The 23,627-nt window shown below is 61.7% G+C and carries 23 protein-coding genes, 1 tRNA gene and 4 pseudogenes; 15 read left to right on the top strand and 13 right to left on the bottom strand.

Annotated elements, in window-relative coordinates:
• Nucleotides 1–277 precede the first annotated feature (277 nt).
• Nucleotides 278–424, top strand: a complete 147-nt coding sequence (locus QN219_RS20670) for a hypothetical protein (protein WP_284001859.1) — start codon at nucleotides 278–280, stop codon at nucleotides 422–424.
• Between the two features lie 412 nt (nucleotides 425–836).
• On the opposite strand, the pseudogene QN219_RS20665 reads toward QN219_RS20670, so the two are convergent.
• Nucleotides 837–1,255 (bottom strand): annotated as a pseudogene (locus QN219_RS20665) (DUF4112 domain-containing protein).
• Nucleotides 1,252–1,654, bottom strand: a pseudogene (locus QN219_RS20660) (ATP-dependent DNA ligase); the annotation flags it as partial. The pseudogenes QN219_RS20665 and QN219_RS20660, both read right to left, overlap by 4 nt.
• A gap of 396 nt (nucleotides 1,655–2,050) precedes the next feature.
• On the opposite strand from QN219_RS20660, the pseudogene QN219_RS20655 reads away from it, so the two are divergent.
• Nucleotides 2,051–2,254: pseudogene (locus QN219_RS20655) on the top strand (cold-shock protein).
• 23 nt (nucleotides 2,255–2,277) lie between these two features.
• On the opposite strand, the gene QN219_RS20650 reads toward QN219_RS20655, so the two are convergent.
• Complete coding sequence (locus tag QN219_RS20650; protein WP_284001849.1) at nucleotides 2,278–2,703, bottom strand: DUF1810 domain-containing protein; 426 nt, start codon at nucleotides 2,701–2,703, stop codon at nucleotides 2,278–2,280.
• 316 nt (nucleotides 2,704–3,019) lie between these two features.
• Between QN219_RS20650 and QN219_RS20645 the strand changes: the two genes are divergently transcribed.
• On the top strand, nucleotides 3,020–3,271 hold the full coding sequence (locus tag QN219_RS20645; RefSeq protein ID WP_284001750.1) for a hypothetical protein: 252 nt from the start codon (nucleotides 3,020–3,022) through the stop codon (nucleotides 3,269–3,271).
• Nucleotides 3,272–4,242: 971 nt separating this feature from the next.
• Here QN219_RS20645 and QN219_RS20640 read toward each other — a convergent pair.
• The 4 genes and pseudogenes from QN219_RS20640 to QN219_RS20625 all read right to left on the bottom strand — a co-directional run bounded on the left by QN219_RS20640 (nucleotide 4,243) and on the right by QN219_RS20625 (nucleotide 5,691).
• Nucleotides 4,243–4,626, bottom strand: a complete 384-nt coding sequence (locus tag QN219_RS20640; protein WP_284001749.1) for a hypothetical protein — start codon at nucleotides 4,624–4,626, stop codon at nucleotides 4,243–4,245.
• 14 nt (nucleotides 4,627–4,640) lie between these two features.
• Complete coding sequence (locus QN219_RS20635) at nucleotides 4,641–5,117, bottom strand: tyrosine-type recombinase/integrase (protein ID WP_405052178.1); 477 nt, start codon at nucleotides 5,115–5,117, stop codon at nucleotides 4,641–4,643.
• 71 nt (nucleotides 5,118–5,188) lie between these two features.
• Nucleotides 5,189–5,431 (bottom strand): annotated as a pseudogene (locus QN219_RS20630) (Arm DNA-binding domain-containing protein); the annotation flags it as partial.
• A gap of 170 nt (nucleotides 5,432–5,601) precedes the next feature.
• Nucleotides 5,602–5,691: transfer RNA gene (locus QN219_RS20625), tRNA-Ser, on the bottom strand.
• A 287-nt stretch (nucleotides 5,692–5,978) separates the two neighbouring features.
• Here QN219_RS20625 and QN219_RS20620 point away from each other — a divergent pair.
• The 3 genes from QN219_RS20620 (at nucleotide 5,979) to QN219_RS20610 (ending at nucleotide 8,422) form a co-directional block, all read left to right on the top strand.
• Nucleotides 5,979–6,296, top strand: a complete 318-nt coding sequence (locus QN219_RS20620; RefSeq protein ID WP_284001748.1) for a hypothetical protein — start codon at nucleotides 5,979–5,981, stop codon at nucleotides 6,294–6,296.
• A gap of 139 nt (nucleotides 6,297–6,435) precedes the next feature.
• Entirely contained in the window at nucleotides 6,436–7,089 is a 654-nt protein-coding gene (msrA, locus tag QN219_RS20615) for a peptide-methionine (S)-S-oxide reductase MsrA (RefSeq protein WP_284001747.1), read from the top strand.
• A 340-nt stretch (nucleotides 7,090–7,429) separates the two neighbouring features.
• Complete coding sequence (locus QN219_RS20610; protein WP_173511352.1) at nucleotides 7,430–8,422, top strand: BMP family protein; 993 nt, start codon at nucleotides 7,430–7,432, stop codon at nucleotides 8,420–8,422.
• 97 nt (nucleotides 8,423–8,519) lie between these two features.
• Here QN219_RS20610 and QN219_RS20605 read toward each other — a convergent pair whose 3' ends face one another.
• The gene (locus QN219_RS20605) at nucleotides 8,520–8,729 is read right to left on the bottom strand and encodes a SlyX family protein (protein ID WP_269279567.1); all 210 of its coding nucleotides are present in this window, start codon (nucleotides 8,727–8,729) and stop codon (nucleotides 8,520–8,522) included.
• Between the two features lie 110 nt (nucleotides 8,730–8,839).
• Complete coding sequence (locus QN219_RS20600; protein WP_284001746.1) at nucleotides 8,840–9,577, bottom strand: sulfate transporter family protein; 738 nt, start codon at nucleotides 9,575–9,577, stop codon at nucleotides 8,840–8,842.
• Between the two features lie 269 nt (nucleotides 9,578–9,846).
• On the opposite strand from QN219_RS20600, the gene QN219_RS20595 reads away from it, so the two are divergent.
• From QN219_RS20595 to QN219_RS20585, 3 genes are read left to right on the top strand one after another with little or no spacing between them, the layout of a single operon-like run.
• Nucleotides 9,847–11,208 carry an amidase gene (locus QN219_RS20595; RefSeq protein ID WP_284001744.1) on the top strand — a complete coding sequence of 454 codons (1,362 nt, stop codon included), beginning with the start codon at nucleotides 9,847–9,849 and terminating at the stop codon, nucleotides 11,206–11,208.
• On the top strand, nucleotides 11,205–12,116 hold the full coding sequence (locus tag QN219_RS20590) for an ROK family protein (RefSeq protein ID WP_284001743.1): 912 nt from the start codon (nucleotides 11,205–11,207) through the stop codon (nucleotides 12,114–12,116). Before QN219_RS20595 ends, QN219_RS20590 begins: the two co-directional genes overlap by 4 nt.
• Nucleotides 12,113–12,853, top strand: coding sequence for a copper homeostasis protein CutC (locus tag QN219_RS20585; RefSeq protein WP_284001741.1), 741 nt, complete (start codon nucleotides 12,113–12,115; stop codon nucleotides 12,851–12,853). Before QN219_RS20590 ends, QN219_RS20585 begins: the two co-directional genes overlap by 4 nt.
• Here the strand turns inward: QN219_RS20585 and nagA are convergent.
• The 4 genes from nagA to QN219_RS20565 are packed head-to-tail and all read right to left on the bottom strand — an operon-like array spanning nucleotide 12,850 to nucleotide 16,698.
• The gene (gene nagA / locus QN219_RS20580; RefSeq protein WP_284001739.1) at nucleotides 12,850–14,010 is read right to left on the bottom strand and encodes an N-acetylglucosamine-6-phosphate deacetylase; all 1,161 of its coding nucleotides are present in this window, start codon (nucleotides 14,008–14,010) and stop codon (nucleotides 12,850–12,852) included. The two genes, QN219_RS20585 and nagA, sit on opposite strands and share 4 nt — an antisense overlap.
• Nucleotides 14,007–15,029, bottom strand: a complete 1,023-nt coding sequence (locus tag QN219_RS20575; protein ID WP_284001848.1) for an SIS domain-containing protein — start codon at nucleotides 15,027–15,029, stop codon at nucleotides 14,007–14,009. Before QN219_RS20575 ends, nagA begins: the two co-directional genes overlap by 4 nt.
• Nucleotides 15,030–15,055: 26 nt before the next feature.
• Entirely contained in the window at nucleotides 15,056–15,820 is a 765-nt protein-coding gene (locus QN219_RS20570) for a GntR family transcriptional regulator (RefSeq protein ID WP_284001737.1), read from the bottom strand.
• On the bottom strand, nucleotides 15,817–16,698 hold the full coding sequence (locus tag QN219_RS20565; RefSeq protein ID WP_284001736.1) for an N-acetylglucosamine kinase: 882 nt from the start codon (nucleotides 16,696–16,698) through the stop codon (nucleotides 15,817–15,819). The genes QN219_RS20570 and QN219_RS20565 overlap by 4 nt, the downstream gene beginning before the upstream one ends.
• Nucleotides 16,699–16,895: 197 nt before the next feature.
• On the opposite strand from QN219_RS20565, the gene QN219_RS20560 reads away from it, so the two are divergent.
• The 6 genes from QN219_RS20560 (at nucleotide 16,896) to QN219_RS20535 (ending at nucleotide 23,408) form a co-directional block, all read left to right on the top strand.
• Nucleotides 16,896–17,795, top strand: coding sequence for an N-acetylmuramic acid 6-phosphate etherase (locus tag QN219_RS20560; protein ID WP_284001735.1), 900 nt, complete (start codon nucleotides 16,896–16,898; stop codon nucleotides 17,793–17,795).
• 52 nt (nucleotides 17,796–17,847) lie between these two features.
• Entirely contained in the window at nucleotides 17,848–19,107 is a 1,260-nt protein-coding gene (locus tag QN219_RS20555) for an ABC transporter substrate-binding protein (protein ID WP_284001734.1), read from the top strand.
• Nucleotides 19,108–19,516: 409 nt separating this feature from the next.
• The gene (locus QN219_RS20550; protein ID WP_284001733.1) at nucleotides 19,517–20,467 is read left to right on the top strand and encodes a sugar ABC transporter permease; all 951 of its coding nucleotides are present in this window, start codon (nucleotides 19,517–19,519) and stop codon (nucleotides 20,465–20,467) included.
• A 13-nt stretch (nucleotides 20,468–20,480) separates the two neighbouring features.
• On the top strand, nucleotides 20,481–21,320 hold the full coding sequence (locus QN219_RS20545; RefSeq protein WP_284001731.1) for a carbohydrate ABC transporter permease: 840 nt from the start codon (nucleotides 20,481–20,483) through the stop codon (nucleotides 21,318–21,320).
• The gene (locus QN219_RS20540; protein WP_284001729.1) at nucleotides 21,317–22,381 is read left to right on the top strand and encodes a Gfo/Idh/MocA family protein; all 1,065 of its coding nucleotides are present in this window, start codon (nucleotides 21,317–21,319) and stop codon (nucleotides 22,379–22,381) included. Before QN219_RS20545 ends, QN219_RS20540 begins: the two co-directional genes overlap by 4 nt.
• Before the next feature lie 16 nt (nucleotides 22,382–22,397).
• A complete protein-coding gene (locus QN219_RS20535) occupies nucleotides 22,398–23,408 on the top strand; it encodes an ABC transporter ATP-binding protein (protein ID WP_284001728.1) in 1,011 nt (336 codons plus the stop codon).
• Nucleotides 23,409–23,627 lie beyond the last annotated feature (219 nt).

Raw genomic sequence — 23,627 nt, 5'->3', positions numbered from 1 at the left:
CTTAGAGCCAGGGGCGCTGCTGGCGTGGGTTGCCTGAGCAGGAGCGCACATTGCGGCCAACCGGAATTCATTTGTTCGGTCTGCGCTACTAGTCGCATGCCCTCAGTGCCGACGTCGCGCGTTCGAACCGTCGCCTCAAGTACGATCCGCGGACGTGGCCCCTACGGAGGCCTCGGGTGGCGAAAGGCTTCACACCCCTGCCAACCTTTGGCACCGGAGCAATTTAGCTAGAAAGCTAAAATTGCAGACACTCGAGACAGCGAGCTGGACGGCGGACATGCGTGTGCATGCCTACCTCCATCGCAAGGAAGGCGATCAATCGAACGCAGAATATTGGTATCGCCGCTGCGGCGTCGCACCGTCAATCTTAACGCTTGATGAGGAATGGGAAGAGTTGGCGCAGGAACTTTTGGAGCAAGGCTGAGCTCTGCTCGGCGCAGGGTCTGGTGCCGGCGCATTTGAGGCGACACGCGCGTCCGCTCTGTCGACGGGCTGGTGGAGGGCCTCTGCGAGGCTGCGTCCTCAGCGGAGAAGCCAGGAACGCCCGGTTATGGCGGTCTCTGCGCGTTCAGCTCGACGGCAGCAATGTGAACTTTCCACCCGACTGAGACGATCGGAATCCGGCAACATACCGCCAGTCCGGGATGTCGATTCCGATCCCTCGCCTTGAAGGGAATCGAACCGTCGGCTCGTCGCCCGCTATACCTAAGCCTCTGATCCCTTGGCTATTACGTTGGTTAAGAGTCTTCGAAGCTTATGTTAAGGACCTACGCGAAATCCAGGACAATGCCGCGGTGTTCGATATCGCCACGCTCGGCAATCGCAGCTGACCGGCGTTACCGGTCGAGGTCGGCATGATCGAGGCCGAAGTGATCCAGAACAAGCTGAAGATTGCGGCGATTGGATTTGAACTAGACGTCGAAGACATCGCCAAGCACCGGCACACTTCCCGCAACCGTGTCAAAACCGACATTGACCAGCATCTTGACGAGCTTGTCGTTCGGCACGCCGAGACGCCGAGCCTCGTTGACGATGATGAGACTGACGGCGGCGGCCGCAAAATCGCCGACGCCGGGGATCAGGCCAAGGACCGAGTCGGCTCCGAGCGACATGCGTGTACCGGGAATTCGGAGCGCCGTATCCATCAGCCGCGCCAGTCCGCGTATCCGGCGAAGGCGCGTGAGCTGTTCGATGGGTATGTTGGACTTCTTCATTCTTTTTGTTTGGTCTCCGCGCCCTGCGATTCAAATGTCATGCGGCAGCCTTATCCTTGCCAAGCCGCTTGATGGCCTGCTCAAGCGGGCGCTGTCCATCGCAGTAATCCTCCCGCTTGCCTTCGCCAGAAGCGCCGGGACGGTGCGGACGGTAAAGCGCTTCGGGTCGAGATAGGATTGGACCTGCGTCCAGGTGAGTGGCATCGGCACGGTGACACCCGGCCGCGCGCGCGGCGACAGGGGTGCCACGGCGGTCGCCCTGCGATCATTGCGCAGATAGTCGAGGAAGATGCAGCCGTCCCGCAGGCTCTTGATCATTTTGATGAGATAAAGATCTGGGTTGTCGCGGGGCATCTCTTGGCAGACGTCATGGGCGAAGCCTTTTGCCTCGGCCCATGAAAGCGGCTTGCGCGCGCTACGGCGAACGGCGTCAAGCTTCTGCAAGACCACGGGCGGCAAGGGGCTGCATGTGATCGTCACCGCCCAGGACTTGAACACGCCGTCGAGTTTCGGGCGAAGATCGTAGTGAAGGCGCGTCGGGTCATGTTTCTGGATGATGAAGCGAAGCCGGTTCGACGGTTTGACGGCGGCCGCGCCGATGGGTTCCTGGGTCTGCTTGAAACCCCGCTTCTTCTTGTAGGTTGAGAGCTTGTCAGCCGCCATAATCGACCTCAATCCATCCCATCAGGAGATCCTTGCACGGAAGTCGAAAACCCGCGCGCAGGATTGTTGTTCCCGCGACCCCACGATAGGTCCCGGCTACTCCGTTGCAGCGTTCCCCGTGACGATTATGATCCGCTGGCGGCGCGAACGCCGCTCAGTTCACGAGGATCATCATGGCGACCGGCACCGTCAAATTCTTCAATCAGGACAAGGGCTTTGGCTTCATCACGCCCGACAATGGCGGGTAGGATGTGTTTGTCCATGTCTCGGCGGTGCTGTCGGCCGGGCCTCTGAGAGATGGCGCGAAGGTAAGCTACGATATCGGTCAGGATCGCAAGACCGGAAAGTCGAAAGCGGAAGACGTTCGCGCGATCTAATCGACCTTTGTGGGACGCGGCGGCTAGTTGCCGCCGCCTATGAGTTCGAGGGTACGATGATCTGGTTCGCCGGCAAAGAAACGCTCCAGAGCGAGCCGGAATCCTTCCCCGTCCTCCGCGGCAGCTTCGCTGAACAGCGTCATCGACGAGCGGAATTTCAGATTGTCGGGCGAGCCGAAAATCTCATGGGCGGAACGGTCAGATGCCCCGAGGACCGCATTGACCGCCCGCGCCAATCTATCGGCAAGCACGGGATGTCGGAGATAAGCCCGAGCCTCCTCGACAGAGCCGATGCCGTAGAAGTTCGCGGTGGGAGGTCCAAGCGCACGCAATTGCGGGAAGATGAACCACATCCAGGGGATTTCTTTGCGTCCGGCCCTGAGCTCACCAAGGACCGTCTCGAAGACGAGGTCTTGTGCTGCAACGAAGCGAGAAAGCTCGAAAAGGATCGTCCTCTGCCATCGATCGTCCTCTCGATGATGATGTCAGATCGGTGCGGCCGTCAGCAGTACCGCGCGGGCACCGTTACTGCTGACGCGCTGATCGCTACCGCCGCCGCGGCAAGCCTGATCAGGCGTGCGCGTCGCGCGCGCCGAGAATCCCATTCATACGCCCTACCCAATCCGTCCGAACTCCAGAACAGCATGCGGGAGGCGGGAGAGTCCATTCCTTCTGGAAAGCGTCCGTGATCTCGCGAGCGCTCGCCATTGCAAAGCGCCCCGCGGCTCTTATCTTTTCACGAGGAGGTCAACGGAGAAGCGGGCGATGAAGGAAGTCGTCATCAATATCGTGTCGGAAGATATGGCCGAAATCGTGGTGCCGAGCGGAAACAATGGCCGGCTCCGATGCTCTGTCGTCTGCCTCTGTTGCGAGCGGGCCGACCAGCCGATGGACGACGACGGCTGCGGCATTTGCGATGCGTGCCTCGGCTTGTCTGTTCGCGGAATCGATGCCTTGGACGGTCTTGAGTTGCCGACGCCCTTCCCCCATCTATCGCTCACTACCCGTAATCGATGACTGCCTGCAGCGATGGAACTCTGTTGCGCGTCCGAAGGGCGCTCCCCGAACGTGTCGAGCGCCCTTCGTCATTTCGGGAGGCTCGACGACTCTGCGACGATGATTTGACTTCCTGTTGCCGCGCTCCCGCGGCCATCCTGTCAAGTTGGACGCAGATGACGGACGAACAATTCTCCATCCAGAAGCGTCTGCTGGAACTCTTCGACGTCTACACCGAACTGCGGCAGCCCGCTGCGTCTCTTCATTACGGGACGTAAATCCGGATAGCTTTGCCGCATCAAGTCGCGGCAGATCTCTTCGAACAGTCGACTGTTCATTGACTATTAACCATCTGAATTAATATCCAAAACCCGCCAAACGGAAGCTAATATCATTTAAATTTCCGTCAGACGGACGCAGATTTTCCGAACTCATTACTATCGATAGTTTCCAAGTATCGGTAGTGATTAACTAAGTCTCATCACGCACGTCATGACGTTCGGTGTGTTTCAAATCAATTTTCTACTCAGAAATTTTTCGCTATTATTTCTGTTTAATCGATTTTCCTTTGCTGTCGCGTTTCCCATCTCTTTTCGAGATTGCCGTAGCGTCGACTTATCTTCGCGCACGCGTCCGTCTATACACTCTGATCGAATTTGACCGACACACCCTGTTCCAAACGAATGCCGAAGGCGGTCGCCTGACAGCCAACGCGATCGGTCATTCTCCACGTCCCTCAGGCACACTGCTTTCAGGTGCGGATCCAATGGCCGGGTTCTGCCCAATCACAGTAGGGAGGGCTGAAACACTTCGCAGACCGAATTAGGTTGCGTCACTTCCAAGAAGCGGCGCGGCCGCAAGCTCGAGTCGTCGCGGCGGCGACCATCATCCTCGTCGTCTGGCTTTTCACTCTGAAAATATGGTCTGAATTGCCTTGAGATTTTTCCTCGGGCCGTGGAGGAGCTCGTCGGCGGAAGGCATGTCCACTAGAATCAGATCCGCCCAAAGCTGCGCGAGCTCTTTGCGGCGCTCGAGGTGCTCGGCGCGGTATAGGCGCCCTCCACCTTGTCCTTCGGTGTGTGCGCAAGCATCAGGTCGATTATCTGACGATCGGCCGGATACAGCTCATTCATGTTGGTTGAGAACGTCGAGCGGAACCCGAGCGGTACGTGCTTGTGATGGTACCCGGCGCGGTTCAGAAGGTAGCCGAGACCATTTTCGGACATGTGTTTGTGCGCGTGACGGCCGTTCGGCAAGACGAATGGACCCCTCCCTGTGAGTGAACGCAAAACCTTCATGGTTTCCATCGCCTGGCTGGGCATCGGAACGAGATGATCGCGTTCCTCGTCGTCCTTATGCTGCAGCTTGAGCTTCATGCGGACCGCCGGTATCACCCAAACGGATCATCCTCGTCCAGAACGTTCCACTCCGTCCAGGGCGTGGAGATCAGCGTTCCGGGGCGTACTGCTGTCAGGACCAGCATCCGCAGTCCGAGCTTTGTCACAGGATGCGACGGCGTGGACCATGCCGCCAGCAACATTTCGCGGGCCTTGTCGATATCGGTAATGGCTGGCTGCCGCCCCTTCTTCATGGGCGCCATTGCTTCCCGAACGACGCTGGCTGGATCTTGGTTAGCCCTGCCTGATGCGATGGCGTAGACGAAGATGGATGAAATCCGCTGCCAGATTCGTCGCGCAGTTTCCTTGGCATCACGTTTCTCGACGATCCGGAGAACCGCCAGCACGGTCGGCGCATCGATGTCGCGGATCGGCATCTCCCCGATGATGGGGAATACGTCCTTGACCAGCGAGTCGAGAACGTCGGCCGCGTGCCTTTCGACCCAACGCGGTTTTGCAGCTCGTGCCACTCGCGCGCAATGACCTCGAAGGTGTCGGTCGCCTGCTTCTTGCCTACGAGCTTCTCAACCTTTTTGACGACGCCAGGATCGCGGTCGGACTTGAGGACCTCCTTCGCTTTTTCACGTTCGTTACGCGCCTCGACGAGCGACACACCGGGATAGTTTCCGATGACGAGGACCTTCTCCTTGCCGTCGTGATAGTACCGCAATCTCCAACTCTTGGTGCCGGTAGTGGTCACGTAGAGGTGAAGTCCGCCACCGTCGGTGAGCTTGTACGCTTTTTCCGCCTTCTTGGCGTTCTTTACCTTTGTGTCCGTAAGCACTCTTGCGCCCCAGTGATACCCGCATTTTCCCTTTTGATACCCGCATCGGTACCCGCTTTTGCGTGGGTTTCGATCGATATCAGTGGGAACCTGTGGAAAACACAAAGCATGAGAGAGGGCCGCAAATCAGGGCGTCATGAGTGTCTATCGGAGGTCGCGGGAGAAGCTGATGGCGGACAGAGAGGGATTCGAACCCTCGATACGCTTTCACGTATACACGCGTTCCAGGCGTGCGCCTTCAACCACTCGGCCACCTGTCCATCCTTAAACAGCCGATGGTCAGTCCGGCTGGATGGGGGAAGAGCGAAGCTCCACTGGCGTGCGCCGGACGAACCGGCGGACGGGCGCGATATATACCGATGATCTGCTCGGGATCAACTGGTTTCTGACAGTTTATTGACATCTTGCGAAATGACGTCGGCGAAGTCGACCATTGCGCTCGCAACTTGCGGCGCTTATCTCTTGGCGCATAAGCGTAGTTGACCGGACAAACGCGTGTCGGGCGCGTATCTGGAGCGTAGCGGCCACGGCGGCCGAAAGGACGAAGATGCGGTTGCTGCTGAGGCTTGCAAGCTTTCTCGTGCTTACGGTGGCCGTGCTCGTCGGGACCGTTGACGCGATCCAGTCGGTTGCGGCTTCGGCGCCGGCGATGACCTCGCTCGCCGATGCCATATCCGCCCTCGGCCCGGATGCGCTCAACTGGGTGCACGCCCTGCAGCGCACGGATGCCGGGCCGGCAATCTGGTTGGCGGGGCTGCAATGGCTGCTCGCCCGACCCGCCTTCGCGGTGCTCCTGGTACTCGCCCTGCTGCTCTGGATGGCAGGCTATAAGAAACGCCCCGCCGCGGGCCGATTTGCCGCCTGATTTCGGCTGCAGCGCCGTGCGTCTTATCAGATGCGCAAAGGACGCTGTGGCGCTTTGAAATGCTGCATGTTTCGTTAAATCGATCTAAGGAAACGCAGCCCGTCATCGCCGCTTTCCGAGCGCACGAAAGGAGCCGGAGATGTTTCTGATCGACATGTTCAAGAAGAAGACGATCCTGCCCGATGTGCAGACGGCGCTCCGCGGGCGCGAGGAGGAAATCCCGACTGCAGAGACGCATTTCGTCTCCGGACGTCCGCTGAAGGGCCCCTACCCCGAAGGCATGAAGAAGGGGCTTCTCGGCATGGGCTGCTTCTGGGGCGCCGAGCGGCTGCTCTGGAGCATCCCCGGCGTCTATGTGACCGCCGCCGGCTATTCCGGCGGGCTGACGCCGAACCCGACCTATCAGGAGACGACGACCGGGCTCACCGGCCACGCGGAGGTCGTGCTTGTCGTCTACGACCCCGCCAAGGTTTCCTTCGCAATGCTGCTCAAGACCTTCTTCGAGGAACACGATCCGACCCAGGGCATGCGGCAGGGCAACGACATCGGCACGACGTATCGCTCGGCGATCTATGTCTATGACGACGAGCAGCTTCGCGAGGCGGAGGCTGCCCGCGACGTCTTCCAGAAGGCGCTGACGGCTTTCAATCATGGCGGCCAGATCACCACCGAAATCGGCATGGCCGGACCGCTCTACTTTGCCGAGGACTATCACCAGCAATATCTGGCCAAGAACCCCGATGGCTATTGCGGCCTTCGCGGTACCGGCGTCAGCTGCCCAATCGGCCGCTAGGTCTGTTTTCGCGCTACTGCATGCTTCCTTAAATCGTAGCCGAGTAAGGATAAAAACATGCAGCAATTCAAAGTGCTGCCGCGTCCTTTGCGCGTATGCTAAGGCGCGCTGCGCTGTAGGCACGGCACACCGATTTGCTCCTTGAGACCGGCGTTCGGCGGCCTCTCACCGGGCGTCGGCATCTTTTTTACCATCCGAAAAATTTTGAGTGTTTTTTTGCGGAAGCCGTGCAAGGATGCGCCCACCCAAGCCTTAACAAGAGAGGGGCGGGTTGCGCGGACAGGCCCGTCGGGACTGCCGGCAGACCCGATAAGATCAATAGCGACAACAGGGCTGCACGATGAAAAAAACCATTCTCGGTCTCTTTGCTTTCTCCATGATGTCCGCGACGGCACTGGCCGCCGACATCAAGCCGGCGATCATCTACGATCTCGGCGGCAAGTTCGACAAATCCTTCAACGAAGCGGCTTTTAACGGCGCTGAAAAGTTCAAGGCCGAATCAGGCATCGAATACCGCGAGTTTGAAATCGCCAACGACGCCCAGCGCGAACAGGCGCTGCGCCGCTTTGCCAGCGACGGCAACAGCCCGATCGTGATGGCCGGATTCAACTGGGCGGCGTCGCTCGAGAAGATTGCCGTAGAATATCCGGACACGAAATTCGCGATCATCGACATGGTGGTCGAAAAGCCGAACGTCAAATCGATCGTGTTCAAGGAACAGGAAGGCTCCTATCTCGTGGGCGTGCTCGCCGGTCTCGCCTCCAAGTCGAAGACCGTCAGCTTCGTCGGCGGCATGGATATCCCGCTGATCCACAAGTTCGCTTGCGGCTATGTCGGCGGTGCGAAGTCGGTCGGCGCGGATGTCAAGGTGCTCGAGGCCTATACCGGCACGACGCCGGACGCGTGGAACGACCCGGTCAAGGGCGGTGAAATCGCCAAGTCGCAGATCGACCAGGGCGCGGATGTCGTCTATCACGCTGCCGGCGGCACCGGCGTCGGTGTGTTGCAGGCGGCAGCGGATGCCGGCAAGCTCGGCATCGGCGTCGATTCCAACCAGAACATGCTGCAGCCGGGCAAGGTGCTGACCTCGATGCTGAAGCGCGTCGATGTCGCCGTCTACGACGCCTTCATGGCGGCGAAGGACGACAAGTTCGAGTTCGGTATTTCCAACCTTGGCCTCAAGGAAGACGGCGTCGGCTATGCGCTGGACGACAACAACAAGGCCCTCATCACACCCGAAATGCACGATGCGGTCGAAAAGGTGAAGGCCGACATCATTGCCGGCAAGGTTCAGGTGCACGACTACATGAGCACCGAATCCTGCCCCTACTGATTGCGGTGACCTGACATCAAGAGGCCGCCTGCTTCAAGCGAAGCAGGCGGCCTTTCGTTTCCGGCGGTGCGTCGTGACGCACGCAATCTCGATATTTTCAGTAATGCGGCGGGCGGGTCACCGGTATCGCATCACGCGCCTGCTCCTCGAGGCTCAGGAAGCGCTCCGTCAATCGGTCGAGCTTCGCCCGGGTCTGTTCGACCACCTTCCACTGTTCGGCCAATTGGTCCGAGAGCTCCTCGATGGTCTTCGCCTGGTGCGCCAGCATTTCTTCCAGACGTACGATCCGGCTTTCTTTGTCACTCATGCCGTCCTCCATCGCATCCGTTTCAACTCGTCGGGCCCGATGCGAGCCGAAAGCCTGCGCCGGATTTACGCGCAGATTGTCCAAGTCACTGGCCCTGTCAAGCAATGGTCTCACGCGCCGGCCGCCGCTTTGCGAGCCGCCGAGAAGCTTGGGTCACGTGCCGAAAGCATCTTGTGGAGATGCACCATCACGCCGGCGGCGAAGAGCGGTGTCAGCAGGTTGAGCAGCGGCACCGCCAGAAAGGCCGCCAGCACGAGCCCCGCGAGAAACACCGTCGAGCGGTGTTTGACACGAAAGAGCCGAGCCTCGGCGGGCGGACGATAACGCATGGCGGCGAACTCGAAAAATTCCCGCCCGAGCAGATAGCCGTTGACGAGGAAGAAGGCGATGAGATTGACCCCCGGCACGAGCAGCAGCAGAAGGGCAACGATGTTGCCGAGGATGACGACGCCGAGGAATTTCGCCGATCCCGTCATTGCCGCCACAAGCGGCAGCGGGTTGCCGGGCGCGCCATCGGGATAGTCACGCGTTTCGATCACCTCGGCAACGTCATCAAGGAAGAAGCCGGCGATGAGCGCGGTGACCGGCGCGAGCAGAAGGGCAAGCGCCAGGGCCAGGCCGAGGCTCGCGAAGATGCCGACGATGAATGTGAGCCAGCCGGCCCATTCGGGCGTGCCCGGCATCAGCGTGTCGATCCACGGAAGTGCGAGCCAGATGAACAGTTCGCGCACCGCGAACCAAAGGGCGATGAGCGCAAGCAGCGTCAGCCCAAGAACCTTCCAGAAGACCGAGCGGGTCTCCGCCGCGAAAAGGTTGGCGAAGGCAAGTCGCGCCGCATCCATGATCATGACCGCTCTCCATCGACAGCAAGGTGGCTCAGCGGCATGTAGGCAGATCCGTTGCGATCGACAAGTCATGTGGAACCGCCTGTGACGTCATGCTTCCCCGAGTAAGGATTGCCGGACGGCGGATCTGCCGGTGCGTTGCAGCCGGCGAAAATCATGCGGGTCATCGTCCAGGCGCTGGCAAACGCCACGCAGGGCGATATGCTATGCCTAAAATCGATGCATGGGCGGTGTCGCGCCGACAAGACGTCGCGGCCAGCCAGGGAGACGAAATGACCAACCAGAAAACGCTCGCCAGCCTCGCGGTTCTTGTCCAGTCCGGCAAGCTCGATCCCGTCAAACTCGCCGAAGAGACGTTTCATCGCATCGAAGCCTGTCCGGACCAGTCGATCTTCGTCGGTCTGACGCACGAGCGTGCGCTCAGGGAAGCGCAAGCCGCGTCAAGCCGGCTGAAGGCGGGACGTTCGCTCGGTCTGCTCGACGGCCTGCCCGTCGCCTGGAAGGATCTGTTCGACCTTGCCGGCAGCGTGACAACTGCAGGCTCGGTCGTCTTCAAGGACAATCCGCCCGCGACGGCCGACGCGCCCGTCGTCGGCGCGCTCGCCGCCGCCGGCATGGTCAGTGTCGGCCGCACGAACATGAACGAGTTCGCCTTTTCCGGCCTCGGCATCAATCCGCACTATGGAACCCCACGAAATCCGGCAGCGCCGGATGTCCACCGGATTCCCGGCGGCTCGTCCTCCGGCTCGGCCGCAGCCGTCGCGGCCGGCCTGGTGCCGATTGCGATCGGTACCGATACCGGCGGTTCGGTACGCATCCCCGCGGCAATGACCGGTATCGTCGGCTACAAGGCGACGCGTGGCCGTTATGCGATGAAGGGCGTGTTTCCGCTTGCCGAAAGCCTCGATTCGCTTGGGCCCCTCTGCCATACCGTACAGGATGCAGTGTGGGCGGATGCCGCCATGCACGGCCTGACGGCACCGGTCATCCGCCGCCCCGAGCTTGCCGATCTCTCGATCGTCATCCCCGAAACGGTCGTTTTCGACGACGCCGAGCCGGAAGTGGTCGCGGCTTTCGAGACGGCGATCAAACGGCTCAAGGCGGCGGGCGTCAAAGTCAGACGCGCGCAGTTCAAGAGTTTTACCGCCGTGTTCGATCTGACGGCGCGCCATGGCGCGCTGGTGACGGCGGAAGCTTATGCGCTCCACCGCGAGCGCCTCGCCGGTCCCGAGGCGGCCAGAATCGATCCGCGCGTCGTCACCCGCACCCGGCTCGGCGAGAAGATTACGCTCAGCGACTACATCGCCATTCTCGCTGCACGTGACCAATTGATTCATGAGACGGTGGAGAGTCTCGGACCTGGCGAGTTGATCGCGCATCCGACATTGCCTCATGTCGCCCCGCCGATCGCACCGCTTCTTTCCAACGACGAACTCTTCTTCAAGACCAATGCCAAGACCTTGCGGAACACGCTGATCGGCAATTTCCTCGATTTCTGCGGCGTCTCCATCCCCTGCGGCACGGGGGCCGCCGGTATGCCGGTCGGCTTGCTGCTCTCGGCGCCCCATCACCAGGACGATCGGCTGCTTGGCGCGGCCCTTGCCGCCGAGGCGATCATCCGGGGTGAGGCATGATCATCTGCTTAGATATCGGCGGATCCGCGATCAAAGGCGCGATCACCCATTCGCCGGAGCGGATATTTCCCCTGCCGCGGCGAACCACGCCGCTTGACGATTTTCGTCGGTTCGTCGCAACGCTCGAGTCGGTGCTGGACGAAGCGGGCGGCCTGCCGGAAAGGGTCGCGATCTCGATCACAGGCGTCATCGATCCGGAAACGCGCCGGATCAAATGCGCCAATATACCTTGCATCGACGGGCGGGAGCTTGCCGCCGAACTCGAGGCCGCCCTGCACCTGCCCGTAGTGATCGCCAACGACGCCGATTGCTTCGCGCTCGCGGAAGCCGGTATCGGCGCGGGACGCGGCCATCGGATCGTATTTGGGGCGATCCTCGGCACAGGGGTCGGCGGCGGACTGGTGGTCGACGGGAAGTTGATCAACGCCGATGGCGGCTTTGCCGGGGAATGGGGGCATGCTCCCGCCGTCGCGTCGGAGGCGGGACACCCTCCCATCGCAATACCGATCTTCGACTGCGGTTGCGGACTGCGCGGCTGCGTCGACACCGTGGGCGGCGCGCGCGGGCTCGAAAGACTGCATACGACAGTGCACGGAAAATCTCTCTCCAGCCACGAGATCATCGACGCCTGGCGGAACGGCGACGAAGAGGCGGCGCGGACGATCGATATTTTCGTCGATCTCATAAGTTCGCCACTGGCGCTCGTCATCAATATAACCGGTGCGACGATCGTCCCGGTCGGCGGCGGCCTCTCCAACTCCGAAGCCCTGCTTGCGGAAATCGACCGCGCCGTGCGCGGCCGCATCCTGCGGCGCTTCGACCGGCCGCTGGTCGTGCGCGGGGAATGCCGGCTCGAGCCGGGCCTGATCGGCGCTGCCCTACTTGGCTTCGGAGGAAAAGGCACATGAGCGGCATCCTGCTCGAGGTTTGCGTCGACGATGCGGACGGCTTGAAGGCGGCGGTCGAGGGTGGTGCCGATCGCATCGAACTGTGCTCGGCCCTTGCGCTCGGCGGTTTGACGCCGAGCCCCGGATTGATGGCGCTCGCCGGCCCGCCACCGGTGCCGGTCTATGCGATGGTCAGACCACGCGCCGGTGACTTCGTCTATGGATCTGCCGATCTCGATGCGATGCGCCGGGACATCGATGCGGTCCGCGCCGCCGGGCTTGCCGGGGTCGTTCTTGGCGCATCACTCGCGGATGGACGGCTCGATGGGCAAATGCTCCGCAAGCTGGCTGGCCACGCGGCGGGATTGGGGCTGACCCTGCACCGGGCCTTCGATCTGGTGCCCGATTTCGCCGAGGCAATCGAGATCGCGGTCGATCTCGGCTTCGAGCGCATCCTGACCTCGGGAGGCGCGAAAACAGCACCGGAAGCTATCGAGACACTGGTGCGGCTTGTCGAGTTGGCAGCAGGCAGGATTTCCGTCATGCCCGGCTCCGGCGTTACCATCGACACGATCGACGTGCTGCTCTCAAGACTTGCCGTCACGGAAGTGCATTCGTCCTGCTCCGTCCGTGAGCCGGCTCAGGATCCGCGGCTGATGGCGATGGGCTTCATTTCCGAAGGCCGACGCCGGACGGATGCGGCGACGGTCAAGGCAATGAAGGCGCGACTGAACGCTGTGCAGACGCCAGGTGGTTAAGCCGAAAAGACCTCTTCGCCGCCAATCCAGGTCGACTTCATCGCAAGCTCCGGCGTCAACAGCACGAAATCGGCGTCCGTCCCGGGCAACAGCCGCCCCTTGTGGGAGGCAATGCCCATGACATCGGCTGGGTAGGCAGATGCCATGCGGATCGCTTCCTCGATCGGCAGGCCGAGTTTCTCGTGTACGAAACGGACCGAGGACAGCATGTCGATATCGGCTCCGGCGAGCGTTCCGTCGGCGAGCGTCAGGCGCCCGCCCTGGCGGAGGATCTCGCGACCATTGAGATGGAAGCTGGTCATCCCGGTACCGATCGGCGACATCGCGTCGGTCACCAGAAAAATCTGTCCCGGTCCTTTCTTGCCCCGCAATGCGATGCCCATCGACGCCGGATCGACATGGAAGCCATCGGCGATCATGCCGGCGTGCAGCGCGCCCGTTGCGAGCGCCGCGCCGACCACGCCCGGTTCGCGGTGACCGAGGCCGCTCATCGCATTGAAGAGGTGCGTCACCGTCCGCGCGCCCGCCTTGGCATAGCTGCAGGCGGTTTCGTAACCGACATCGGTGTGGCCGAGGCTGACGATGGCCCCGGCATCACAAAGCGCGCGCACCTGCTCCCGCGTGGCGTTTTCCGGGGCGACCGTCACCATCAGGCAGCCCAAGGCGCGTGCGCAGGCGACCATCTCTGCCAGATCGGCATCCTCCATCGGGCGGATCAATGAAGGATCATGGGCTCCCTTACGGGCGATCGAAAGATGCGGACCTTCAAGATGGAGGCCGAGAAAGCCGGCCACCGCCGCCCTTTTTGCCTCGATGCCGGCCTGAATGGCTGCGGTCCGCACCTCGCGGGTGTCCGTGATCAGGGTCGGCAGCAGCGCGGTGGTGCCGAACTTCGCATGCGCGGCGCAAATCTGCCTGATGCCGTCGAGGGTCGACTGCTCGTTGAACAGCGTGCCGCCGCCGCCATTGACCTGCAGGTCGATGAATCCCGGAACGAGAAGCAGGCCATGCGCGTCGATCGCGTCGGCATCGGTGGGCGCGGCGGTGGCCGAAAGGATTGCCTTGACCCGGCCCGCCTCGACGACAAGGACCGCGCCGTCATGCCAGTCGATGCCGTCGAAGATCCGCGCTCCGGTGATTTTCTTCTTCGCAGTCATCGTGTCTCCGTTACCTTCTTGAGACTTGCGGGCGCATCCGGATTGAGGCCGCGCGAGCGCGACCAGGCTTCGACGAAGCCATAGAACGGCAGAATCAGCGCCAGCGCATCGGTAATCGAATGTCCCGTCTCTACGAAGGGCAGGCGTTTCGCCTTCTGAGCCCGTGCCGAAGTGACATGCACGACCGCACCTTTGGCGCTCATGCTGTCGGCGCTCTCGACCACGGAAGCTTCGGCCGCATCACGAGCGGCAAGCGCCAGCACCGGAAATTTGGCGCCGACGAGCGCAACCGGACCATGCAAGACTTCCGCCGAGGAATAGGCCTCGGCATGCATGCCCGATGTTTCCTTGAATTTCAGCGCCGCTTCGCTCGCAATCGCCAGCGCCGGACCACGGCCCAGCACGTAAAGCGATTCAGCCTCGCCGAGATCGGCGGCGAAATCCTGCCAATCGAGCTTCACAGCCTTGGCGAACTGGTTCGGCAGATCGGCAACGGCGCCCTTGAGCGCCGCGTCGCCCGTCCATTCGCCAAGCACGGCAAGGCCCGCGACGATGGAGTTAACATAGGATTTTGTCGCGGCGACGGCGAGTTCGGGACCGGCAAGAATATCGAGCGGATGGGTGCAGGCCTCGGCGATCGGCGAAGGCACCGTGTTCGTGAGTGCTATCGACACCGCGCCGGCGCGTGTCGCCGACTGCGCCATCGCCACGATGTCCGGGCTCTTGCCGGACTGCGAGATCGCGATCGCAGCCGCACCACCGAGCTTCAGATTGGCACCGTAGATCGAAGCGAGCGACGGCCCGAGCGAAGCGACCGGGCGACCGGCCGTGAGCTCGATCGCATATTTCAGGAACAGGGCCGCATGATCCGAGGAACCGCGCGCGATCGTCACGAGGAATGCCGGATCCTTTGCCTTGAGCGCCGCGCCTGCCGCGCTCAAGGCCTTGGCAGAGCGGTCCAGCAGCCGCGCGGTCGCTTCCGGTATCTCATCGATTTCTCGCCGCATGTTGGTTTGCATCATCCATTCCTTTCCTGGCGTCGCGGTCAGGACTCCGAAAGGGTCAGTTCCGCGACAAAATCATAAGCGTCGCCCCGATAGAGCGAACGGGTGAATTCAACGACACGCCCCGAGGCGAGATAGGAGACACGCTCGATGGAAAGGCCGGCGGCGCCGACGGGGACGCCCAGCATCGACGCGTCGGGATCCTTGATATTGCAGGCGGAGATGCGCTGCACCGCTCGTACCGGCCGGGAACGGGTCTCGTCGAGCGCGGCATAGAGTGACGAGGTGACAGCCAGCGGATCCGGCAGGAATTCCGCCGAGACGCTGGCGCGCTCAATCGCCAGCGGCATGTCGTCGGCGATGCGAAGGCGGCCGAGACGCGTGACCAGCGCATCGGCCGGAAGACCGAGGGTCATCATTTCGTCGGGCGACGGGTGGAACAGCCCGCGCTCCAGCCATTCCGCCCGCGTATTGAGGCCGCGCCGGGCCATGTCCTCGGTAAAGGAGGTCAGCCTCGACAGCGACTGCTCGACGCGGGAAACAGGCCTGACGACGAAGGTGCCGGAGCCATGGCGGCGTACAAGCAACCCGTCGCGGACAAGGTCATCGACCGCCTTGCGCACGGTCACCCGGCTGATATTGGCATAGTCCGCGAGATCCCTCTCCGGCGGCAGCGCATCTCCATGGTTGAGCTTGCCGGAGAGGATCGCTTCCTCGAGCGACTGCCTGAGCTTCAGATAGAGTGGACCTGCGCCGCCCGATTGCAGGCCTTCCAACGGCAGAATGGCGGCAAGTTGCTGGGTCATGCGCCAACCTCCGTGGAACCGAAACGCGCGGCGGCCAGCGCCACTGCTCCGGTCAAGGCATCCGCCTCCGCTTCGACAAAGTGCTTCTGGTGGCGTTCGGCAAGCCACGGACGATAAAGCGGTGCCAAGCCGCCAAGCAGGCAGAGCCGCTCACTTCCTCTCGATACAACCACGTCGAGCGCCTCGTCGACCGTGGTAGCGGCAGCCTTCAGCAAGCGCAGCGCCACGGCATCGCCGCGTTCAGCATGTTCGAAGACGCGTGGGGCGTAGCGTCCGAATTCGCCGGGCTTGGCAAGCCGCGCAAAGTCGACCACGTCCCTCGGATCATTATTGAATTCCGTCATAACGGAATCGGTTACCGGCGAGCCCTCGTGAATGCCATCGAAGGCGAGCAGGCTTTCCTGCAACAGCGCATGACCGATGCGCGCACCGCTGCCATGGTCGCCGATCGTGAAGCCCCAGCCGCCGACATAGCTCACGGCCTCGCCATTGCGCGCGATATAGATGGTGCCGGTTCCGAGAATGGCGACTGCGCCGTCCTTGCCTCCGAGCGCGCCCTGGAGCGCAATCAGTCCATCGGACTCGATTTCCGCCACCGCAAAGGGGAGGCGCCGCTTCACATAATGCACAGCATCACCGACATTGTGGCCCGCAACGCCGACGATTGCGCTTGCAGACGCGATCCCGGCCGGATCAAGACCGGCATCTTCAAAGGCGGCCCGCGAGGCCCCCGCTATATTCGCAAGCGCCGTCTCCGGATCGGTCAGGATGTTTGCGGCACCAGACTTTCCGCGACCGAGAATTCGGCCGTCCGGCCCAGCCACGGCCGCGCGGCAGCTCGTTCCGCCACCATCGATTCCGATCAGATAAAACGTCATGGGCACCTCCGCATGGACAAGATACCAAAAAAAGACCAATAACCAAGCAAGATTTCTTCAGGCAGCTAACATTTGAAATAAACCGTTGTTTTTTCGCGAAATTTTTCAGCATTTGCCGATCCAAGCCATAAAAATTAAAATTCTCCTAGACAATTGGTATTTTTTTGGCATTAATTCACGAAGAGGAGACACAGCGCATGCCGTCAGCGAAGACCGAAGAGCGCCACGACAACGCCAAGGGCCTGGATGTTATGCATCCGGCGCTGGCACTTCGACTGCTCGCCTCCGGTCAGCAGGCGGCGGCGAAATCGGTCGATGCAGCGATCGAGCAGATCTCGGCCGCAGCAGCGCTTGCGGCGCAAGTTCTTTCCGCCGGCGGGCGGCTCGCCTATGCGGGTGCGGGAAGTTCGGGTCTGATGGCCATGGCGGACGCGCTCGAACTGCCGGGAACCTACGGCATTCCGCAGAAACAGATCATCATTCTTCTCGCCGGCGGCGCGGCAAGCCTCGCCGATCTCGCTGGCGGCTATGAAGACGACATGGACCTTGCGCGTGCGGATGCGCGCAATGCCGGAATTACTGCCGGTGACTGCCTCATCTCCGTCTCCGCCAGCGGCTCTACGCCTTATGCGCTCGCTGCCGCCGACGAGGCGAAGAAGCGCGGCGCCAAAGTCATCGCCATGGCCAACAATGCCGCCGCGCCCCTCTTCAAGGGCGCCGACGTCTCGATCCTCTTACAAACGCCGCCGGAAGTCGTATCCGGCTCGACACGTATGGGCGCCGGCACGGCGCAGAAGATCGCCTTCAACATGTTTTCGACGCTTGTCGGCATTCATCTCGGCCATGTGCTCGACGGCCACATGGTCAATCTGCGTGCAGACAATATCAAGCTGCAAGGGCGTGCAATGCGCATCGTCTGCGACATCACCGGCGTCAGCGCTGCCGAGGCAGGCCGACTGATCAAGGCGGCGTCGGGTTCGGTCAAGATCGCGATCCTGCTCGCTTCCGGGGCCGGGGATATCGCCGCCGCCGAAGCCGCGCTCAAAAACGCCAATCAGAATTTGCGCCAGGCGATCGAAATCGTCTCGCCCCGATAAAACTGGGATCCAAACCGCGCCTTGGCGGCGCTTATAAAAAGGGAGAACATGCATGACCCGTACAACAATGAAAGGCTTGCTGCTCGCCTCGAGCATTCTCGGCTCGGCCGGGCTTGCCCAGGCCCAGGACGTAACGCTGACGATCGAGAGCTGGCGCAACGATGACCTGGCGATCTGGCAGGAGAAGCTGATCCCCGCCTTCGAGGCAAAGAATCCTGGCATCAAGGTCGTCTTCTCGCCGTCCGCCCCGACCGAATACAACGCAGCCTTGAACGCCAAGCTCGACGCCGGATCCGCAGGCGACCTCATCACCTGCCGCCCGTTCGACACTTCGCTCGAACTCTTCAACAAGAAGCACCTCGCCGACCTGACCAGTTTGCCGGGCATGGAGAACTTCTCCGACGTGGCGAAGTCCGCCTGGTCGACCGACGATGGCAAGACAACCTTCTGCGTGCCCATGGCTTCGGTCATCCACGGCTTCATTTACAACAAGGACGCCTTCGACCAACTCGGCCTTTCGGTTCCGACGACCGAAGAAGAGTTCTTTGCCGTTCTCGAGAAGATCAAGGCCGACGGTAACTATATCCCGATGGCGATGGGCACCAAGGACCTCTGGGAAGCTGCGACCATGGGCTACCAGAACATCGGCCCGACCTACTGGAAGGGTGAGGAAGGCCGCCTGGCGCTGATCAAGGGTGAGCAGAAGCTGACGGACGAGCCCTGGGTCGAGCCCTACCGCGTGCTCGCCAAGTGGAAGGACTACCTGGGTGACGGCTTCGAGGCGCAGACCTATCCGGACAGCCAGAACCTCTTCACGCTCGGCCGCGCGGCAATCTATCCCGCCGGTTCGTGGGAAATATCCGGCTTCAACACGCAGGCGCAATTCAAGATGGGCGCTTTCCCGCCGCCGGTGAAGAAGGCCGGAGACACCTGCTACATCTCCGACCATACCGATATCGGCATCGGCCTCAACGCCAAGAGCCCGAACGCCGAAGCTGGCAAGACCTTCCTCACCTGGGTCGCTTCGCCGGAATTCGCGGAAATCTACGCGAACGCGCTCCCGGGCTTCTTCAGCCTGAACTCGACGCCGGTGAAGATGACCGATCCGCTCGCGCAGGAATTCGTCTCCTGGCGCGAAAAGTGCAAGCCGACGATCCGTTCGACCTATCAGATCCTGGCGCGCGGTACGCCGAACCTCGAGAACGAGACCTGGGTCGAATCGGCCAATGTCATCAACGGCACCGACACGCCGGAAGTGGCCGCCAAAAAGCTTCAGGACGGCCTCGACAGCTGGTTCAAGCCCGTCAAATAATCATGGAAAGGGCGCGCGACCCCGCGCGGCAGCGCGCCCTTTCTCCTCGCACGAAATTTCCCTCGTGCGCTGTGAACGACGCCGCATTTGTGTTTGGATGTCCGGTGCGAAGCCGGACGTGAAGGGACCTGGGCGCCTGGCTTAGCCAGCATTTTCCCATGTCATGGTGGTGCTTCGCCTGCGCCACCCCTTCATGCTCGGCCCAGCTGGGCACGCGCCACGCTCCATTGGAGAGGCGCAAGGGGCGAACCGATCATGACCGGGACATCCCGCGTTCGGGCAAGATCGCCGAACGTGAAGGGATAGCCTGAATCAAGGGACCGGGACGTCCTCGCGCGTCATGTGGGCGCGCTGCATTAATCGGAGCTGTGCCATAACGGCCAGCCAGTTGAGAGCGGGCCAGAGGCCGATGAACCCAAGCGATACCAAAACGACGGACATCAGCGAGATCAAGCGTCCCCGGCGCTGGCATATCCTCGTGTTCCTGCTGCCGGCCCTGATCGTCTATACCGCGGTGATGATCCTGCCGCTGATCGAGACGCTGCGGCAATCGTTCTTCAACACGGTCGAAGGCCAGTACACCTTCGTGGGCTTAGGCAATTTCAAGGTGCTCTTCGGCGACCCGCGCTGGGCGACGGATTTCTGGAACGCGCTCAAGAACAATTTCGTCTTCTTCCTGATCCACATGGCCGTGCAGAACCCGATCGGTATTGCGCTCGCGGCCATGCTGTCGATCCCGAAGCTGCGCTTCAGCGCCTTCTATCGCACCGCCATCTTCCTGCCGACGCTCTTGTCCTTCGTCATCGTCGGCTTCATCTGGAAGCTCATTCTTTCGCCGATCTGGGGCGTGGCCCCTTCCCTGCTGGATGTCGTCGGCCTGAAGTGGCTGTTCGCGCCATGGCTCGGTAAGCCCGATTCCGCGCTTATCGCGGTCTCTCTGATCTCCGTCTGGCAATATATCGGCATCCCGATGATGCTGATCTACGCCGCCCTGCTCAATATTCCCGACGAGGTGATCGAGGCTGCGGAATGCGATGGCGTCACGGGCTGGAGCCAGTTCTGGAAGATCAAGTTGCCCTTGATACTGCCGGCGATCGGCATCGTCTCGATCCTGACCTTCGTCGGCAACTTCAACGCCTTCGACCTGATCTACACGGTGCAGGGCGCGCTCGCCGGCCCGGACAAGTCGACCGACATCCTCGGCACCCTGCTCTACCGAACCTTCTTCGGTTTCCAGCTCCAGCTCGGCGACCGGTCGATGGGCGCGACAATCGCGGCGATCATGTTCGTGATCATCCTCGCCGGCGTCTCGCTCTACCTCTTCGTCATCCAGCGCCGCATGCGCCGCTACCAGTTCTAAGGGAGGAACCGAAATGTCAAAAGCACGCGCCTCCTTTGGCCGGAGTGCCGGCGTTCACATCGCGCTGATCGCCTATACGCTCGTCGCGCTGTTTCCGGTGTTCCTGACGATCGTCAACTCGTTCAAGAGCCGCAACGCGATTTTCCGCGAGCCCTTGGCGATCCCGACACCGGAAACCTTCAGCCTGATCGGCTACGAGACGGTGCTGAAGCAGGGCGACTTCGTCGGCTATTTCCAGAACAGCACCATCGTCACGGTCGTCTCGATCGCGCTCGTCCTGCTCTTCGGCGCCATGGCCGCCTTCGCGCTGTCCGAATACCGCTTCCGCGGCAATGCCATGATGGGGCTCTATCTGGCGCTCGGCATCATGATCCCGATCCGCCTCGGCACCGTCGCTATCCTGCAGGGCATGGTCGCGACCGGCCTCGTCAACACGCTGACGGCACTCATTCTCGTCTACACGGCGCAGGGGTTGCCGCTTGCCGTCTTCATTCTTTCCGAATTCATGCGCACCGTATCGGATGACCTCAAGAATGCGGGACGCATCGACGGGCTTTCGGAATACGCGATCTTCTTCCGGCTGGTGCTGCCGCTGGTGCGCCCGGCCATGGCGACAGTCGCCGTCTTCACCATGATCCCGATTTGGAACGATCTCTGGTTCCCGCTAATCCTGGCGCCGGCGGAGACGACGAAAACGGTGACGCTCGGCTCGCAGATCTTCATCGGGCAGTTCGTGACCAACTGGAATGCGGTCTTGTCCGCGCTGTCTCTGGCGATCTTCCCCGTACTCGTCCTCTACGTCATCTTCTCGCGGCAGCTGATCCGCGGCATCACGGCAGGAGCAGTCAAGTGAGTTCAACCGTCAACACGGTCCGCGTTCTTTGCGCAGGCCTCGGCAATATGGGGCGCAGCCACGCGCTCGCCTACCACGAAAACCCCGGCTTCGAGATCGCCGGTCTGGTCAATCGATCGAAGGTCGCATTGCCCGACGCGCTTTCCGGCTACGAGATCCTGCCGTCCTTTCCGGAGGCGCTCGCCGAGCTCAAGCCGGAGCTCTGCTCGATCAACACCTATTCCGACAGCCATGCGGATTATGCCGTCATGGCCATGGAAGCCGGTGCGCATGTCTTCGTTGAAAAGCCGCTTGCAACGACCGTCGCCGATGCCGAACGCGTCGTCGCCTGCGCCCGCGCCAATGGCCGCAAGCTGGTGATCGGCTATATCCTGCGCCATCACCCCTCCTGGATGCGGCTGATCGCGGAGGCGCGCAAGCTGGGCGGCCCTTACGTCTTCCGCATGAACTTGAATCAGCAGTCCAGCGGACCGACCTGGGCGACGCACAAGTCGCTGATGCAGACGACGCCGCCGATCGTCGACTGCGGGGTGCATTATGTCGACGTCATGTGCCAGATCACCGACGCCAGGCCGGTCGAGGTCCGCGGCATGGGCCTGCGCCTCTCCAACGAGGTGGCGCCGGACATGTACAATTATGGGCATCTGCAGGTGATCTTCGACGACAAGTCGGTCGGCTGGTACGAGGCCGGTTGGGGCCCGATGATCTCGGAAACCGCCTTCTTCGTGAAGGACGTGATCTCGCCGAACGGATCGGTGTCGATCGTCATGGACCAGAACGCCCAATCCGATGACATCGACGTCCATACCAAGACCGCCGTCATTCGCGTGCACAACGCCGCGACCGGCCCGGATGGCCGCTTCCTCAAGTCCGACGAGGACCTGACCATGGAAGGGGAGCCGGGGCACCAGGAACTCTGCGACCGCGAGCAGGCCTTCGTGCTCAAGGCCATCAGCGAAAACATCAATCTCGACCGCCACATGGACGACGCCGTGCAATCTCTGCGCATCTGCCTGGCAGCGGACGAAAGCGTGCGCACCGGCATGCCGGTCAAGCTTTAACCAAGAGGGGCAACACGTGGGATCACTGCAGCTCAAATCCATCCACAAGGCCTTCGGCGGCCATGAGGTGCTGAAAGGCATCGATCTCGAGGTTAAGGACGGCGAGTTCGTCATTTTCGTCGGCCCCTCGGGCTGCGGAAAATCGACGCTGTTGCGCACCATTGCCGGACTCGAGGACGCCACCTCGGGCAGCGTGCAGATCGACGGCGAGGAGGTTGGCCATGTCGCTCCGGCCAAGCGCGGCATTGCCATGGTGTTCCAGTCCTACGCGCTTTATCCGCACCTGACGGTCAAGGACAACATGGGCCTTGGCCTGAAGCAGGCAGGCGCGCCGAAGAAGGAGATCGACGAGAAGGTTTCCAAGGCGGCCGGCATGCTGTCGCTGGAGCCTTATCTCGCACGCCGTCCGGCGGAGCTTTCGGGCGGCCAGCGGCAGCGCGTGGCGATCGGCCGTGCGATCGTTCGCGAGCCAAAGCTGTTCCTCTTCGACGAGCCGCTGTCGAACCTCGATGCGGCGCTGCGCGTCAATACGCGCCTGGAGATCGCCCGGCTGCACCGCAGCCTCAAGGCGACGATGATCTATGTCACCCATGACCAGGTCGAGGCGATGACGCTCGCCGACAAGATCGTCGTTCTGAACGCCGGCCGCGTCGAGCAGGTCGGTTCGCCGATGGAACTCTATAACCGCCCGGCCAACGTCTTCGTCGGCGGCTTCATCGGCTCGCCGCAGATGAATTTCATCGAGGGCGAGCGGCTCGGCGACGCGCAAGCCAAGACGATCGGAATCCGTCCCGAGCATATCGGGCTTTCCCGCGAGAGCGGCGAGTGGAAGGGCAAGGTCATCCACGTCGAACATCTCGGCGCCGACACGATCGTCTATCTCGATACGGAAAACGTCGGCACGATCACCGTGCGGCTCTTCGGCGAACACCGCTATGCGGAGGACAATATAGTCTATGCGACGCCGGTCATCGGAAGCATGCACCGTTTCGGCACGGACGATCGCGTGATCAATTCGGACAGGTAAAACAGGCGGCGCGGGCGGAAAACGCGTCGCGCTTTTCCTTGTCCGGCCCCCGCAAGAGACGGGGACGCCGAGATCACGCCTGCGTGATGACCAACAGCCGCAGCACCGAACGTGCTGCGGCTGTTGGCTTTTTCGTTCCTTGCATGTGACATCGGATCGGTGTTGCACTGCGGGAGAAATTAACATACATTTGTGTCTGTATATTAGCTCCCCGGTATG

Origin of the sequence: Sinorhizobium sp. 8-89, from assembly GCF_030124325.1 — a bacterium.
GTDB lineage: Bacteria > Pseudomonadota > Alphaproteobacteria > Rhizobiales > Rhizobiaceae > Sinorhizobium.
The sequence above is the reverse complement of the archived record's forward strand: the minus strand, read 5'-3'. Positions and strand labels throughout refer to the sequence as shown.